The following is a 14,878-nucleotide window of genomic DNA, read 5'->3' as shown; positions in this document are numbered from 1 at the left end:
TTAGAGATTCGAGAGAGGTTGCATGAGCGTGTTGAGTGTTTGACGATCGAGGGTTTGAATCTTGGAATAGTCTGGTCGTTGAATCCGCCTGAGTAGTCTTGCTGTATTTTCGATGCCAATGAGTTTGGCGAGCTTTTGGAAAAGACGACCGCCTAAATTCTCGATCGAGGTTGGTGGCGCAGTTTTCCAGATTTCTAAAACTTTTGATTCAAACTCAGCATGAAAATTTCGCGGCAGTTTGCGCCATGACACGAGAGCAGACTCGCCAATCTGTCTACGAACAGGCAGGGTAGACTCTTGATTCGGACAATGCTTGAGAAAGATCAGTGTCATCAATAATGAAGCAATTCCGGTCGCTTCCCAACAATTTGAGTAGCGATCTTGCTCGTGCTGAATGTAGATCGTGTAAGGCTGATCGACTTTGACGATTTTGGCAGGATAAATCATCAGATTGTAGTAAATCCAAATGTCTCCAACCGGGGATAACGATCGCTGTGGTGGCACGATTGGATTGGTAAAGTGCTGGGTGATGTACTCTCTCCGAAAAATCAGATTGCCTGGAGTGGGTTGGATTTTCAGATAGAGTTCAACCGGATCAGGAGTAAACGGGAGCGATCGCTCACCTATGATCGAGAGTGTAGACTGCTCAGCATTGATGGTTGCGACACATTCATCCGAGTAGCAAACATCTGCTTGATGCTTCTCAAGACAAGCAATTTGAACCCGAAACTTGTCTGGATGAACCTGATCATCCGAATCAATGAAAAACACATATTTGCCGATCGCATGAGCTAACCCATGATTTCGAGCGATTAGCGATCCCTGATTCGATTGGCGAATGAAGCGTACTGGAAAATCGATCGTACCGGATAGCTGTTCTTCTAAAGGTTCTGCTGAGCCATCATCAACCACAATGATTTCGGCTCTGAGGGTTTGCAAGGCTTGATTGAGACTACAAAGCGTCTGTCGCAGCAGTTCTGCTCGATTGTAGGCAGGAATGATTATTGATAAATCAAGCATCATGGTCTTTCCGGGGGGCGAGGATAACAACATCAGTTTGGAACCTTGGTTGATTCAGTCAGGCAGTAGGCTTTGTCCTTCAAAAGCTCCACATGCTCCTTGCCAGCGAATGTACTCAATCGGACTTTTCCAAGGTTGATAAGACACAAATGCTTTAAGTTGTCTGAGAAACACGCTCCAGCGCGAAATCTTGCGCCAAGGTCGAATCTGATGTGCATCCAGCACTTGTATCCACGATTTCGCGATCGACCGATTCAATCGTGCTAAGTACGCTTTTGTTAATCGATTGGCAGAGATGAGATGGGTGAGTTCGAGTTGCGGAAAATACCCCACACCCCAGCCCAGATTGATCAATGTGAGATTGATATCACAGTCTCCGCCTGACTGTAAGCTGCGTCCGGTACGATCAAGTGCCAATCGAGCAGGATTATCAACAATGGTCTGAACATATTGGAGTGCGGCTGTTCTCTGGAGTGCCATTCCTGCCCCGATCGGCGCAAAATCTGGATACTGCTTTGTGTCTCCGGTTTTGGGGTCATAGAAGTAAACTTGTTCTGTCTCTCCTAAGTCGCGGAGTGCTAAACATCCCCAAAATGCTTTAACCCAAGGTTCTGGTTCGATTTCAAATTCTGGCAGCGACTTGCCACCGATCGCGCCGAGTGTGAAATGCGCTTGAAAAATGTCAACAATTTGGTTGAGATAGTTCGCCTCTAGCACATTGTCATCATCGACAAAGACGAGATACTGTCCTCGACTTGCTTGAATTCCAGCCAGTCTGGCGCGGGTGAGTCCAAGCTGATTTTCCTGAATAATGCGGACATTTGGATGCCAATCTGTATCGATCTCGATCGGGCAATCGGAAGCATTATCAACAATCAGAAGTTCCCACTGAGTATTCGGCAGAGACTGCGATCGCAATCCCGCGATCGTACGCTCAAGTCGTGCGAGATTCGGATTATGCGTGGGAATGATGACTGAAATCAGGGGATTCATGCTCGTGTCCTCACGATTTTTACAGGAACACCTACTGCGATCGAATAAGGTGGCAAATCTTTCGTCACAACTGCTCCTGCTCCTACGACACAACCATTTCCAATCGTTACGCCTCCTAACACGGTCACACCCGCACCGAGCCAAACATCTTCCCCGATCGTCGTTGGCAGATGGACATCCGATTCCCAACGAATTCTGCGAGATCGATCAGGAATCGTATGATTAGAAGAGAGAATGCGACAGTGCATCGCGATCAGTGAATCCTTTCCGATTGTTACGCCGCCATGCCCATAAATGACCGTATATGGCCCAATGAAGACGTTTTCGGAAATCGTGATTCTGCCTCCCCAAGCGTGTAGTAATACGCCCTGCTCTAACTGTACCTGCTGAGCGAGTTGAATTTGTCCGCGTGCTCCATTGGCGGATCCTAGCTTCGCTTTCACTTGCTCTTTGATGAGACAAGAAGGATGTACTTCAACCCCGACCTGACCAAGGTGAAGTTGCTGCCAAAGCGCTGAGAGCTTATCTTGCTGGTTGAGAAGTCGTTGAAGCATAGGGAAATACTCGATTAAATTGAACTGCCTCTGAGCAACTTGCGAGCTTTGCTACCCAACCCTAAGCGAAATCGCATCAGGGAAATACTCGATTAAATTGAACTGCCTCTGAGCAACTTGCGAGCTTTGCTACCCAACCCTAAGCGAAATCGCATCTGCGTAACTAAGTCAGGCTGACAAATCAGGGGTGTGTTTTGCCAAGGAGTCTTCTTCAAAAACTTGCGGTAGTCGTCCTTGAATGGATGAGTGCAGTAGAAATGCCAGGGTTTAGCACTGCCGCCTCCAACAAAATGCACGATTGCAGGTTCAGCGATCGCAGTTGCACTCTGAAACAATTTATAGAGTGCTTGCGGGCGCTGGTGGAACTCTTCGCTGTAGAGAAAGGGTTGAGCATTCCAAAGTAAATCTAGCGGCATCCAGTGATCGTGCAGCAGAATGTTGAGAACATCTTGATCCCACCAAGTAATTCGATCTGAACTTTGGCGAATGATCTCACAACCCCGATCGAACACTCGAAGGTTGCGCCAAGCCTCAAGATTGATTAACAATAATCCTGCATTAAAATACAGCGAATTTCTTGGAAGACCAATTTGCTCAGGATATTCATCCATGCCTGCCGCGATCGTTGCCGCATGGCTAAATGCATGGATATCTTTGTCCCAAAGTTCATCAATGGATTTGCGAACAATCATATCAACATCGAGAAAGAGAACTTTCTGAAGGGTCTGAGGCAGAACTTCGGGAATGAACAGACGAAAGTAAGTTGCGAGGGAAATATGGTGCGTCACAGGAGCATCTCCTAACGCAGTTCTATCGATTTGAATTAGCTCATATTCTTGCTTTTGATCTTGCAAAAACTGTTCAAGCCGCTCCCAAATACTCATCTCCAGTCCATCTGTGATCAGAAAGACTCTGAATTGTCGCTTCGGATTGTGATGAAACAGCGATGCCAACATGACTGCACAATGTTGGGCGTAGTGATTGTCGATCGTGCAAACAATGTTAATGGGAGATGGAAGAGTTGAAAGGTGCATAAACATCAAATGAAGTTATTGGTGATCAAGCGCAGACTAATTTTCCTAAATGCATTCACTTGCCGCCGCAACCGTTGAGTGATGTCCGTCCACCAAGAAGAGTCGCGTCGATCGAATGATGCTAACAAGGGGTTAGAAGCAGGAAGAGTTAACGCTTTAGGACAAACTAGAGACTGTTTCGTTGATGCTTTCTGCTGAAGTGTGAAGAAAAGGTCTGCCCAATCAGATGCACAGGAATCATTAGCGTAGGAACTCACCACTTTAGCGCGAGCGGCTTGAGAAAGACGTTCCCAACATCCCGCCTCAGTGGCAATATGTCTAATTGCCGCAATAAACTCCTCTTCTCGATTGTTCACGAGCAGCCCAGTCACATCATGTTCAACTAATTCTGTAATGCCACTGCGGATGTTGAGACAGACTGGAACCACTCCACAAGCCATTGCTTCCATCAGTGCCACAGGTAGCCCTTCATAATCTGATAACAATACCAGAACATGGGCTTTTGCTAGTACGTCTTGAATTTTTGAATTATCTACAAAGTCGCCTAGACAGATCGGTAGTCCTTTTCCCTCAGAGGAAAGAAGGGCTTGAACATTTGCTTTTGCAGGTCCCTCTCCGAAAATAAGTGCCTCTGTGTTGGGAACTGAGCGCAACGCGCGACATAGAGCGGAAGTCAGTTTTGAAATCTGCTTCTGTTCCTCAACTAAGCGTCCAAGGTAGATAAGGCGGAGGCTATTAGTCGGTTTTTGAGCTATAACAGAGGGTACTGGAACACCGCAGGGAATTTTGATAACTACACTCGTGGTGCGTCCTGAATTCAAAACGGTTTGTGTCAGGAAATCCGAAACGCAGACCACTGCGGAAAGTTGATAAACTTCTTCACCAAAGATGAACTCCTGGGTTACTCCTGTATAAAAATCATCGTCGGAATGTAAAACGCCAACGGTCGGGATACCTGCTTCCTTAACCCATCGACTAGCATACAATGCTCCTACAATGAGGTTTGGGACAAAAATATCTGGTGGGTTTTGCTTCAGCTTTGACAGAATCCAACGAACTTGCTGCGGTGTTGTAGATTGAAAGGGAAATGAGTGACAGGTGAAACCTTGCTTTCTCAGTGCCGACAAACAGGGACAGTCCGCAGGCAATGGGCTATTTATAAAGAATAAAACCTCTGATTCAATTCCTAATGTTCTTAGAGTAGGCAAAAGCCTTCTAAGCCAGGAATTTGGTCCCCCGGTAAACGTAGGCGCATCATATGTGCAGAAAGTAACTTTCATAGAGCCATACACTCCTCAGCAGTAGAAAGCTGTGCGTCTCTACTAATCTTTTTGTATACAGCTAGGATTGAATGACCAGGAATGAATGGAGCGCATAGTGGAAGAATCTTTAATGACGGACTACGCAGAACTGATACGCCTATACGCGCAACTCTTTGAACCACTCGATGATTTGGCAGTTTTGCTAATAGTTGCTGTGTTTGCAGGTAGTAATACCAGGCATATGTCGTTAGAGGCTCAGTATAAATTTTCTCTAAGTTTAATGGGAAGACGTTTTCGAGATTTTGTAAAGCTGCTTTGCCCCATAATCCCATATGATGGGGCGGCATATTCGTAATCCAGACTGATTCATGCCGAACAAATGAGTCATTGTTAGGAACACAAATGATCAGCTTTCCACCGACTCTTAGCGCATCCACAGAAGCTTGAATAAAAGATCTAACGTGACTAATATGCTCTGCAACCTGGAAAGAGCAGACCACATCATAATGCCCAGATTGTAGGACAGAACATTCCTGAATCGTCTGATTCCGCATATCTAATCCTATGCTCTGTGCAGATTGGATCGCTTGTTCGTTGAGTTCAAGTCCTGTTGCTGTAATCCCCCTTTCTTTCAGATGTCGAAGGAAAGCGCCCCGTCCACTTCCCACTTCTAGCACACGATCACTATTGCTAATCAGCTTGCTGGCTAAATTGAATTCCCATTTCCAATCTACATAGTACCAAGGGATATCTTGCAAGGCTTCGTAGAAGTTGCTGTCGCCTTCTAGATTGAATGGATAGTAAAAACGATAGCCAGTGTCTAAGCAGCGATAAATTTCTATGTGCTGTAAATTTGTGAAATATTTCTCTACATTGATATTGAGCTGATCCTGGTAAGTTGCAATGATGAGTTCACAATCTATTGTTCTCTCTAGAATTACATTGTCTGTACCTGTGATGGGACTTTTGATCGCGATCGTTATGCTCATTTTTAATCCTCAAGTTAGATTGAGATAGCTAAACCTTCATCCCTAGGAACTAAAGCTCCATTGACATGTGGGGAATACAGGACCGACCAGCGCAGAGGGTAACTGATTCACATCTGCCATATTGATGACCTCTAGCGTTAGGCAGTCTTGCTGATGAAAGAAGTCCTTTCTTCCATCGCCAAACCATAGTGAGATTCGATAAGTGCCATTCAGCAGCTTAGGAGATTGGATAGATGCCTTGACGATGCCGGATTTGCTGGGAGTTGTAGGCTGAGTGGGTGGAGATACAACAGGGTTACAGCCGAGGATTGGATTACCCAAATAGTCAGAGATGACAAACCCTAGAGAAGGAAGAGTAATTTCACGATCAAGCTCGTACTCAGCAGTAATTTCAATGACTTTGCCGACTTGATCCGCTGTTGCTCTCCGTACCGGGCTATCTTTGAAGATGGCTACATTAGATTCAATCTGACCCATGTAGTATTGTATCGCTTGAGTAATGCTGGCTGTTTCGATTAAATTCCCGTGCTTTAGAAAAATACCTTTATTGCAAAGCTTCTCAACTGTTGCCATATTGTGACTTACAAAGACCACAGTGCGTCCTGAATTCTTTGAGACATCTTCCATTTTCCCAAGACACTTTTGTTGAAATGTTGAATCACCAACTGCGAGAACTTCATCAACAATCAGCACTTCAGGCTCTAAATGAGCCGCAACTGCAAAAGCTAAGCGAACATACATTCCAGAAGAGTATCGTTTCACAGGCGTGTCGATGAACCGCTCTACTTCTGCAAACGCAACAATTTCGTCAAACTTCCGATTAATCTCTGCTTTACTCATTCCCAAGATTGCACCGTTGAGGAAAATGTTTTCTCGTCCGGTCAATTCAGGATGAAAGCCCGTGCCAACTTCTAGTAAGCTCGCGACTCTGCCTTTGATCCGAATTTCACCATGAGTTGGGGCAGTAATGCGGCTGAGAATTTTCAGCAAAGTTGATTTTCCGGCTCCATTGCGTCCGATGATCCCAACCCGATCGCCTTGTTGAACCTCAAACGACACATCTTTCAGCGCCCAAAACTCTTCTAGTTGACCGCCATTTGGCTTTGAAGCAGAGCGCCGAAAAGGATTAGACAGTCGTTGGGTCAGAGCATCCCGAAACGTGCTGGCTTTTTCTTGATGTGAGAGCGTGTACTTCTTCCCTAAATTTTCAACACGAATGATCGGATGGCTCATATCAGATTAAACAATGTCCACAAAGGTTTGCTCGATTTTGCGGAAGTACCAAATGCCGCTGAAGAGTATAAGCGTGACTAGGATGAGCGAGAGCACAAATCCAACAGGCTCGATCGCACTATCACCGCCTAGAATTGCCCAGCGAAACCCATCGATCACCCCAACCATCGGATTGAGAGAATACATCAGTCGCCATTGTTCTGGAATCACGCTCGACTTGAAGCCGACTGGGGAGAGGTAAAGTCCGAACTGAATGATAAAGGGCACGACAAAGCGCAAATCGCGGTATCTCACAATCAGTGCCGCTAGCCAAAGCCCTGCTCCTGTCGCTGCCGCAAACGCGATCGCAATAAATAACGGGAGAGTCAGAATTCGCCAACTTGGAACAAAGTTATACCAAGCCATTAGCCCTAATAAAATGATCCCAGAGATCAGAAAGTCTACAAAACTAACAATCACAGACGCGATCGGCACTAGGAGTCGGGGAAAGTACACCTTTGAGAGCAGGTGAGCGCTGCCGACGAGACTATTGCTACAGTCACCCAGAGCGCTTGAGAAGAATTGCCACGGTAACATACCCGCAAAGACGAGAATGGGGTAAGGGACACCATCTGAGGGAAGTTTGGCAACTCCGCTGAAGATGATGGTAAAAACAACCATTGTCATAAAGGGGCGGATCAGTGCCCAGGCAACGCCGATCGCGGTTTGCTTGTATCGCACCAGTAGATCCCGCCACGCAAGGAAATATAAGAGTTCTCGGTAACGCCAAAGGTCTTGCCAATATTGACGTTCGACTCGATTTGCGGAAATCACTAACTCGGCTGGGGGCGGACTACTCATAGATTCAGAAGGGATCACAGCACGGGTATGCCATTTCTCTTTCTTATACAGGAGGCGATAGGCAAGTCAGGAGAAATTTCGGAGAAAATCGTGTATTCTTTGTAAAAGATTAATGAATTGAATGGGGCGATTACGGAGGCTTTGCCTTACAGTGTTGGTATAAAGTTTGCGTGAAGTTCGCTTTTACACGTGAGCTTCTGGCACATACTGATATACAGTATTTCAGGATATGTGATATGGGTGTCAGCTACATAGATACGCTGTAATTATACTGAATCGGTTTTTGCGGAACTGCGATCGCATCGCGGTTTCACGCTCAGGGTGATGCTAGGCGAATGACCTCTGCTCATTGCATCTATTCAGCAGGGACGTTCACGCAGATGCAATTTAATGATCATCACTTAGGGCAAGTTATGTCTTTCAATTTGTCAACTTCAATTCAGCGATTCGGGCTGGCTGCGGCTGGAACTGCGATCGCGACGCTTGGCTCGATCGGTTCTGCTCAAGCATTTACAGTTGCAAACGGCGAATCGACAACAACGATTCCGATTGTTAACGTTACGATTCCAAATAGTCAAGGGCTAACGAGCGACGCGGCAGATACTCTCAGCAATGCACTCAACCTTGGCGCTCCCAATGCGAGCAACACGATCTTAGGAGCGATTTCTCCATTTTCACTCAGCGAAACGGGCACTGACTTGTTTAGATTTAGCTTGTCAAATGCTTTCACCTTTAATGCGACTGCAACACTCAGAGGTTTCACAATTCCAAACTCGAATTTTCTACCTGCTGCAATTAGAGGACAGACAATCGCAGGGTTGGTGAGTCCAACGCTTTGGTTGTTTAGAGAAACCGCTCCAAATACGATTCAACAGCTTGCAGGAGGAAGTTCGACGATTTCGCCGCTGGTGTTGTCTGCCGGCAATTACTTCTTAGGAATTGGTGGACCGAATCGGACTCCGAACATTTCAGTGGCTGGTCTTCTGCTCGGTTGGGGCGGACAACGTACAAATGGGGGCTATAGCATTGCGACTGGCTTCTCTGCTGTGCCTGAACCATTCACGATGTTGGGGGGTGCGGCAGCTTTGGGTGTCGGTGGCATGATGCAGCGGAAGCGCAAAAAGCGTCAATTGGCAGCCCAGAAAGTGGACTAACTCGATTGAATCATCGCGATCGCTTCAACTATTTGCGATCGCACATCAGGGTGTTCTATCAGGCGAATAACAGATCAACGATCGTGTTCCAAACTTTGCAGCACGATCGTGATCCTATTGTGGGTTCATCCTGATGTTATCTTGGTTTGGGGAAATCTCATGAGGGTTACGTTAAAGCGATCGTTAATGTCGATCGCGCTGTCTCTATTTACGATCGGCAATCTCAGTTCATTCACCGCCCTCACAGCTGTATTAGCAGGCGTTGGAATTCTTAGCTCACTAAAATCTGCTGGTGCACAAACTATCACAGGAGGAACGTATACTGCCACTGCCTACTCTCCTTCTGTCGTTCCATTTCAAAATTTAACGAGTGGCACACTAGCTTTCACTAATAACAATGTACAAAGCGGGGCGGCAGCAGTTTCGCTTGGCATAAGCTTCAACTTCTTTGGTGCAACCTACACTAATATCAACATCGGAGTTGATGGGGTTCTGTCTTTTGGCAATAATCCAATTACTAGCGGAGCAAATGTCAACTTAGAGCAAGTTGCAGTTAGTGCACCAACGATCGCAGTCCTTTGGGACGATTGGAGAACACAAGGACAGCCATCTGATGGCTCGAATGTCACTTATCGTCTTTTAGGTGACACTGCTGGGAGTCGGCGCTTCGTTGTGCAGTGGAACAATCTTAGAAATCAAAATACAGGAGCAGAGGCTAACAACGGTGCAACTTTCCAAGCAGTTCTTTACGAGACTTCAAATAAAATTCTGTTTGCCTACAACGATCTAGATGTGGGAAACACCAGCTTGAACAACGGAGCCAGTGCAACGATCGGAATTAGTAATTATACAAGTGCTGGAAATGCTTCTCAGCGTCTTCAATGGTCAGTTAACACTCCTTTCTCTGGATATAGTGTTTGCTTCAGTCCTGGATCTACCAATCCTGCAACTCCTGCAACCTGCCCATAGTTCGCACATTGCAGCAGACTTTCTGTGCCAAATCGCGTAAGTGTTCCCGATTAACCTTATCAGTACCTGCACTAAATTAGCATCCTGTTTTCGGTAAGATTCCCTCATGAAACTTGTACGTTCTGATCCCACTCAACTGCTGCGAATTCCGAAATACTGGCTCCTCGCGATCGGTGCAGGTCTGATGGCAATCCACCTCTCGCTGGTTTGGCAAGGAAACCTACCTGAATTTCAAGGGAATGCTTTTGTATTTTGGGCGGCGGCTGTTTCACTGGTGTGGCGAAAACGTGACGATTTAGTATTCAACAGTAGTATTCTTGCTAGTTTGGTCGGATTTGGGTTAATCGCGATCGCACTTCTCCGGATTCACATCCTGCCCGATCTAGGACTGTTCCTGAGACTGTTCCCACTGATTACCGGACTCGGTTTAGCGCTGCTTGCGTCAGGGTTCAAACATCTGCGATCGTACTGGCGGGAATTTGTCGTCTTTATTCTGTTAGCATTGCCGCCGACTGCCTTAGCATTTATCGAAATTTCTCCAATCACTGCCCGATTTACAACTCTCCTGCTCTGGATTTCAGGCTTTGAAGTACAGCGGCAAGGAGTCTATATCATGCTGTCAACCGGAGCCTCGATCGAGGTTTATCACGGTTGTTCTGGCATTGTTGTGATTCTGCAAGTACTCAAATTCGTCGGTTTAGCTTTTTTGATGTTTCCAACCACTTGGATACAGCGAATGATCTTGCCGATTGTTGGAATTGCGATCGCGTTTCTCACCAATGCGATTCGAGTTGCGATCCTAGCAGTACTCTCGGCTCCCGGAAATGGTGAAGCTTTTGGCTACTGGCACGATGGCAATGGATCACTGGTCTTTTCGATGATCGCAGTCTCGATCGTCGGAGCAATTTGCTATTTCTGGCTGATGCAAGAAGAATCTGATCCTGAAGAATGGGAGGACTGGTAATCATGCAAGATCGTATTCCTCAAAACTCGGCTCGCATCGGATTATTAGCACTCACATTCTTAGCCATAACTTTAACATTCGGCAGAACTTTAATCCTGACGAAACCAACGGCTCCCAGTATAAATAACCGGGCGATCGAACTACCCAACACGATCGCGCTTTCAGGGTGGCAAACCATTGACAGTCAACGCATCACCATTCCTAACCTCAAAGATCAAGATGCGATTCCGAATCGGCGCTATCGCTATCTCAAAGATGGCACTCCGATCGAGGTAACGGTCTACAACTTTGCAAGCAGCAATGGCGATGTCAAACCCACCCTACAATCTCTCACTGATTACCTCAAAAGCAAAGCGCAACTTGAACTCGACATCCGACACAAATCCCAGGTTGGATACTATGGAGTCTTTGTCGAGCAGCAACAAGCGCACTTGAGTAGTTGTATCAACGGTCGAGGCGAAAGTACCTTCACTCATTTGCAGTTTCAGCGCAATCGCAATCTCGATGTTTTCTCAGAGCGTCCCTTTCTCTGGTTAGCCGGACTGTCCGAACTGCGCGATACTCGCTGTTTGCTGGTTCATTTCCAAACCCCGATACAAAACAAGTCCCCAGAGCAAGCCTATCAACTGCTCGAACAAGCTTGGACAGAGTGGTATCAGTGGTGGCAACCTCGCCTGCAAAGTTTTTAGGGCTGCATTCTCACTCGTTTATTCTCAAAAACTCTAACCTATGAAATCTCAAGACTCTTCAGAATTATCCTCGATCGCTGCCTTTCGTATTGTTGGTTACGGTCTGATCATTTTCGCGATCGTCGATTGGCTCAATATTCTGTTTCCGGTTCGCTGGCTTGATGTCGCTTGGACGTTTAACTCTATTGGTGCGATCGTTGAACGGGTCGCTGTCCCCTTGCTGGCATTACCCCTGGTGTTTTTTGGCGAAACCGATTTGCGGCAGCGCTGGGAAAAAGCGATCGTCAAACTTCTATCCTGGGGATCGCTAGTTGCAAGTGTTGTGTTCCTCTTGATGATTCCGTTGCTCTTGATGTTGACCTTGCGCCTCAATGTTCAAAATGCTGCCCAACTCAACAATCAAGTCAATTCCCAAATTAGTCAGCTTCAACAGCTAGAACAACGAGTCGGTAGTGCAAGTTCACAAGATCTGAACGCCCTGCTTCAAAACCTCAATCGTCAAGGCAATCCTCCTGCCAACGTCAACACACCGACAGACCTTAAAAATCAGCTTCTCACCGAGGTGGAGCAAGTTAGAAATAACGTGAAATCTCAAGCTGAGACAGCAAAATCGAATCAATCTACTGCCTTGTATAAGAGTGCCATCAAATGGGGTATCGGTGCATTTGTTTCTAGCGTCTTATTCTTCTCACTCTGGCGCTTTAGTAGCTGGTCAAGACGCAAACGCCGTACAGGATTGCGCGCTACTGCGAATGTTGGCGGTTAAAAGAATTTTAGTCTCAATAGTTCATGTAAGTTACGAAATAGTCAACTGCTTGATCGCCCCCATATACAATAATGATGAATTCTCCACACTATTTAGCGGTCTTTCATCAACTGAACTTGAGTTCTGATGAACAAGCATTGTTACACGCTGTTGTTCATTCCGCGAATCTGAGATGTCCCGAAACAGTCACTCAGGCTTCGCTAGTAAGCGCGATCGCGACTTTCTCGCGACCGACCCGAATTCTACAATGCTCATTCCGCGAATTGTTACAGATTTCGGATAGTCTCAATTTAATTTTGCAGCAGCCAGAACATTGGGCACATCACCAAATCTGTCGGAATCGCCATCAGCAAGTTTTTCACGAAATTCAAGCACGACAGACGCGGTTTGAAAAGCTCGGTACTCGCCTTCAGACGAATTTACAAACCATTCGATCGTTGAACATGAAGCTTTACGATCGCGTTTTTGCCAAGATCAACTTTGATTTACTGTTAGAACGAGTGTTAGACGGCGACGAAACTTCGCTTCGTCAGGAATTATCGAACTATCAACAAGTGATTCACGAGTTCTACGAGGAGCTAATGCTGCGACAACTCGCTCCGATCGCTTGTCATAAGAACAGACTTCTTCGGAGAACCAAACGATTAGAGTTCTTTTATGAGTATCTCCCGGTTTTGAGTCTGATTCTCACAATGCTTGCTCTAAAACCTTGGTTCACTTGGACTTGGGCATTCATCGCCGCAATGTTTATTGTGGGTCCAATGATGATTTGGTTTGCTTATCCAAAGCGGTGTGCGCTAAGGACTTGGGCGAAGCAGTCGCTTGAAGCTCAGCAAACGACGATCGCTCAAGGCAGAAGTGATTTGACTGCTCAAGAAGCCCAAGTTCTAAATCTACTACGAATGACCGTAGAGGGTTCAATTTAGACAGTATTTTCGCACTCAGATTGTCATACGTTTTGTCACTTTCCGCCCCAGTTGATTAGATTTCTCGTTCCCAAATAAGGTTTGATTGTATGACAAGAAGAGGCACGACTGTCCCAGCGCCCGCTCGTTCTTTGGAACTTCCACCTACTCAAGTTCAGTTTTCAATTCTGACGCAGTTCTTCCCTCCAGATTTTGCTGCAACCGGACAGCTAATCGAGGAATTGTCTCGTAACTTGCAACCAGAAGGATTGTCGGTGCAGGTGTTTACTGGTCAACCTGGTTATGCGTTTAGTCGATCGCAAGCGCCTGCGATCGAGCGATCTCATCAGCTTTTAGTCCGTCGATCGCGAACGGCTCAACTGTTTCCCAATCGGATTCGTGGCAAGGCTTTGAATGGGTTAATGTTTGTTTTGCGATCGGCATTGTATTTGCTGCGATCGCGCAATCGGGGCGATTTGTTAATGCTAACGACTGCGCCACCCTTTTTACCCATTCTTGGTTTCCTAGCAAATTGGTTGTTTGGGATACCTTACATCTGTTTACTTTACGATCTTTATCCAGATGTGGCAGTGGAGCTAAATATTAAACCTGCAAATCATTGGATTGTGCGGGCATGGGATGCAGTGAACCGACGAGTTTGGAAACGTGCGACCCGAATCATTGTGTTGAGTTCTTCGATGAAAGCGCGAATTGTCGCGAAATGCCCTGAAGTAGCTGACAAAATTGCGATTATTCATAGCTGGGCTGATCCGAGTTTGATCACACCGATTCCGAAGCATGAGAATTGGTTTGCTCAAGAGCATGATTTAGTAGATAAATTCGTGGTGCTGTATTCGGGCAACATGGGGCGGTGCCATGACATTGAAACGATCGTGGCAGCCGCTCAAGAGCTTCGGGATGATCCAGTTCAGTTTTTGGTGATTGGCAGTGGTGCTCAACGCGATCAATTGATTGAAAAGCTCGATCGATTAAACCTGCACAATTTTAAGCTCTTACCCTATCAAGATAAGGCGGATCTTCCGTTCTCATTGACTGCGTGCGATTTGTCGCTCGTGAGCGTGAAGCCTGGAATGGAAGGGATTGTAGCGCCGAGTAAGTTGTATTCTGCTTTGGCTGCAAGTCGCCCGATCGCGGCAATTTGTGAGGAGCATTCCTATCTTCGATCGATGCTTGATGAAGCGGAATGTGGAGCTTGTTTTAGTAACGGGGATGGAGTAGGACTCGCGAATTTTATTCGGAGTTTGGTGGCGAATCCGAAGTTAGTTGAACAAATGGGTCGATCGGGACGACGCTATATGAAAGCTCGGTTTACACCTGAGATCATTGCTCGACAGTATGCGAATGTGGTGTATCAATCCGTTCTCGATCATGAAGACTTGAAGTATTCTTTGCCATCGGTTCCTTCAGAAGCGTAATTTGAACGATCGCACCTCTACAAGACTCCGCGATCAATCATTTGGCACAAAAGTTTTCAGGGTGAGTTTG

General features: G+C 46.3%; 15 protein-coding genes. 7 read left to right on the top strand and 8 right to left on the bottom strand.

From position 1 onward, the window contains the following. The 8 genes from OU814_RS04140 to OU814_RS04105 all read right to left on the bottom strand — a co-directional run bounded on the left by OU814_RS04140 (nt 1) and on the right by OU814_RS04105 (nt 7,925). On the bottom strand, nt 1-1,023 hold the full coding sequence (locus tag OU814_RS04140; RefSeq protein WP_268180738.1) for a glycosyltransferase family 2 protein: 1,023 nt from the start codon (nt 1,021-1,023) through the stop codon (nt 1-3). A gap of 51 nt (nt 1,024-1,074) precedes the next feature. Continuing rightward, on the bottom strand, nt 1,075-2,013 hold the full coding sequence (locus OU814_RS04135; RefSeq protein WP_268180736.1) for a glycosyltransferase: 939 nt from the start codon (nt 2,011-2,013) through the stop codon (nt 1,075-1,077). After that, nucleotides 2,010-2,567: an acyltransferase gene (locus tag OU814_RS04130; RefSeq protein WP_268180734.1), complete on the bottom strand. Its 558-nt coding sequence runs from the start codon at nt 2,565-2,567 to the stop codon at nt 2,010-2,012. The genes OU814_RS04135 and OU814_RS04130 overlap by 4 nt, the downstream gene beginning before the upstream one ends. Nucleotides 2,568-2,659: 92 nt before the next feature. Further along, nucleotides 2,660-3,601 carry a glycosyltransferase family 8 protein gene (locus OU814_RS04125; protein ID WP_268180732.1) on the bottom strand — a complete coding sequence of 314 codons (942 nt, stop codon included), beginning with the start codon at nt 3,599-3,601 and terminating at the stop codon, nt 2,660-2,662. Nucleotides 3,602-3,606: 5 nt separating this feature from the next. Beyond that, entirely contained in the window at nt 3,607-4,881 is a 1,275-nt protein-coding gene (locus tag OU814_RS04120) for a glycosyltransferase family 4 protein (protein ID WP_268180730.1), read from the bottom strand. Then, complete coding sequence (locus OU814_RS04115; RefSeq protein WP_268180728.1) at nt 4,878-5,852, bottom strand: class I SAM-dependent methyltransferase; 975 nt, start codon at nt 5,850-5,852, stop codon at nt 4,878-4,880. The genes OU814_RS04120 and OU814_RS04115 overlap by 4 nt, the downstream gene beginning before the upstream one ends. A 42-nt stretch (nt 5,853-5,894) precedes the next feature. After that, nucleotides 5,895-7,085, bottom strand: a complete 1,191-nt coding sequence (locus OU814_RS04110) for an ABC transporter ATP-binding protein (RefSeq protein WP_268180726.1) — start codon at nt 7,083-7,085, stop codon at nt 5,895-5,897. Nucleotides 7,086-7,091: 6 nt separating this feature from the next. After that, nucleotides 7,092-7,925: an ABC transporter permease gene (locus tag OU814_RS04105; protein WP_268180724.1), complete on the bottom strand. Its 834-nt coding sequence runs from the start codon at nt 7,923-7,925 to the stop codon at nt 7,092-7,094. Between the two features lie 413 nt (nt 7,926-8,338). On the opposite strand from OU814_RS04105, the gene OU814_RS04100 reads away from it, so the two are divergent. The 7 genes from OU814_RS04100 (at nt 8,339) to OU814_RS04070 (ending at nt 14,808) form a co-directional block, all read left to right on the top strand. Next, nucleotides 8,339-9,079: a PEP-CTERM sorting domain-containing protein gene (locus OU814_RS04100; RefSeq protein WP_268180708.1), complete on the top strand. Its 741-nt coding sequence runs from the start codon at nt 8,339-8,341 to the stop codon at nt 9,077-9,079. A 159-nt stretch (nt 9,080-9,238) separates the two neighbouring features. Then, entirely contained in the window at nt 9,239-10,048 is an 810-nt protein-coding gene (locus OU814_RS04095) for a hypothetical protein (protein ID WP_268180706.1), read from the top strand. Between the two features lie 106 nt (nt 10,049-10,154). Continuing rightward, nucleotides 10,155-11,012 carry a cyanoexosortase A gene (gene crtA, locus OU814_RS04090; protein ID WP_268180704.1) on the top strand — a complete coding sequence of 286 codons (858 nt, stop codon included), beginning with the start codon at nt 10,155-10,157 and terminating at the stop codon, nt 11,010-11,012. A gap of 2 nt (nt 11,013-11,014) precedes the next feature. Next, complete coding sequence (locus OU814_RS04085) at nt 11,015-11,701, top strand: cyanoexosortase A system-associated protein (protein WP_268180702.1); 687 nt, start codon at nt 11,015-11,017, stop codon at nt 11,699-11,701. Between the two features lie 40 nt (nt 11,702-11,741). Continuing rightward, complete coding sequence (gene hpsJ-A, locus OU814_RS04080) at nt 11,742-12,467, top strand: HpsJ-like protein, cyanoexosortase A-associated (RefSeq protein ID WP_268180700.1); 726 nt, start codon at nt 11,742-11,744, stop codon at nt 12,465-12,467. Between the two features lie 74 nt (nt 12,468-12,541). Beyond that, a complete protein-coding gene (locus OU814_RS04075; protein WP_268180698.1) occupies nt 12,542-13,393 on the top strand; it encodes a hypothetical protein in 852 nt (283 codons plus the stop codon). A gap of 89 nt (nt 13,394-13,482) precedes the next feature. Beyond that, nucleotides 13,483-14,808: a glycosyltransferase family 4 protein gene (locus OU814_RS04070; RefSeq protein ID WP_268180696.1), complete on the top strand. Its 1,326-nt coding sequence runs from the start codon at nt 13,483-13,485 to the stop codon at nt 14,806-14,808. Nucleotides 14,809-14,878: the final 70 nt, after the last annotated feature.

Source organism: Leptolyngbya sp. GGD (assembly GCF_026735145.1).
Classification (GTDB): domain Bacteria; phylum Cyanobacteriota; class Cyanobacteriia; order Leptolyngbyales; family Leptolyngbyaceae; genus Leptolyngbya; species Leptolyngbya boryana.
Note: the sequence above shows the minus strand (reverse complement) of the source record. Positions and strands in the feature narration are given on the sequence as shown.

Coding starts and splice junctions, on each gene's coding strand:
- OU814_RS04140 (WP_268180738.1), bottom strand. CDS start 1,023: ATGATGCTTGATTTATCAATAATCATTCCTGCCTACAATCGAGCAGAA.
- OU814_RS04135 (WP_268180736.1), bottom strand. CDS start 2,013: ATGAATCCCCTGATTTCAGTCATCATTCCCACGCATAATCCGAATCTC.
- OU814_RS04130 (WP_268180734.1), bottom strand. CDS start 2,567: ATGCTTCAACGACTTCTCAACCAGCAAGATAAGCTCTCAGCGCTTTGG.
- OU814_RS04125 (WP_268180732.1), bottom strand. CDS start 3,601: ATGCACCTTTCAACTCTTCCATCTCCCATTAACATTGTTTGCACGATC.
- OU814_RS04120 (WP_268180730.1), bottom strand. CDS start 4,881: ATGAAAGTTACTTTCTGCACATATGATGCGCCTACGTTTACCGGGGGA.
- OU814_RS04115 (WP_268180728.1), bottom strand. CDS start 5,852: ATGAGCATAACGATCGCGATCAAAAGTCCCATCACAGGTACAGACAAT.
- OU814_RS04110 (WP_268180726.1), bottom strand. CDS start 7,085: ATGAGCCATCCGATCATTCGTGTTGAAAATTTAGGGAAGAAGTACACG.
- OU814_RS04105 (WP_268180724.1), bottom strand. CDS start 7,925: ATGAGTAGTCCGCCCCCAGCCGAGTTAGTGATTTCCGCAAATCGAGTC.
- OU814_RS04100 (WP_268180708.1), top strand. CDS start 8,339: ATGTCTTTCAATTTGTCAACTTCAATTCAGCGATTCGGGCTGGCTGCG.
- OU814_RS04095 (WP_268180706.1), top strand. CDS start 9,239: ATGAGGGTTACGTTAAAGCGATCGTTAATGTCGATCGCGCTGTCTCTA.
- crtA (WP_268180704.1), top strand. CDS start 10,155: ATGAAACTTGTACGTTCTGATCCCACTCAACTGCTGCGAATTCCGAAA.
- OU814_RS04085 (WP_268180702.1), top strand. CDS start 11,015: ATGCAAGATCGTATTCCTCAAAACTCGGCTCGCATCGGATTATTAGCA.
- hpsJ-A (WP_268180700.1), top strand. CDS start 11,742: ATGAAATCTCAAGACTCTTCAGAATTATCCTCGATCGCTGCCTTTCGT.
- OU814_RS04075 (WP_268180698.1), top strand. CDS start 12,542: ATGAATTCTCCACACTATTTAGCGGTCTTTCATCAACTGAACTTGAGT.
- OU814_RS04070 (WP_268180696.1), top strand. CDS start 13,483: ATGACAAGAAGAGGCACGACTGTCCCAGCGCCCGCTCGTTCTTTGGAA.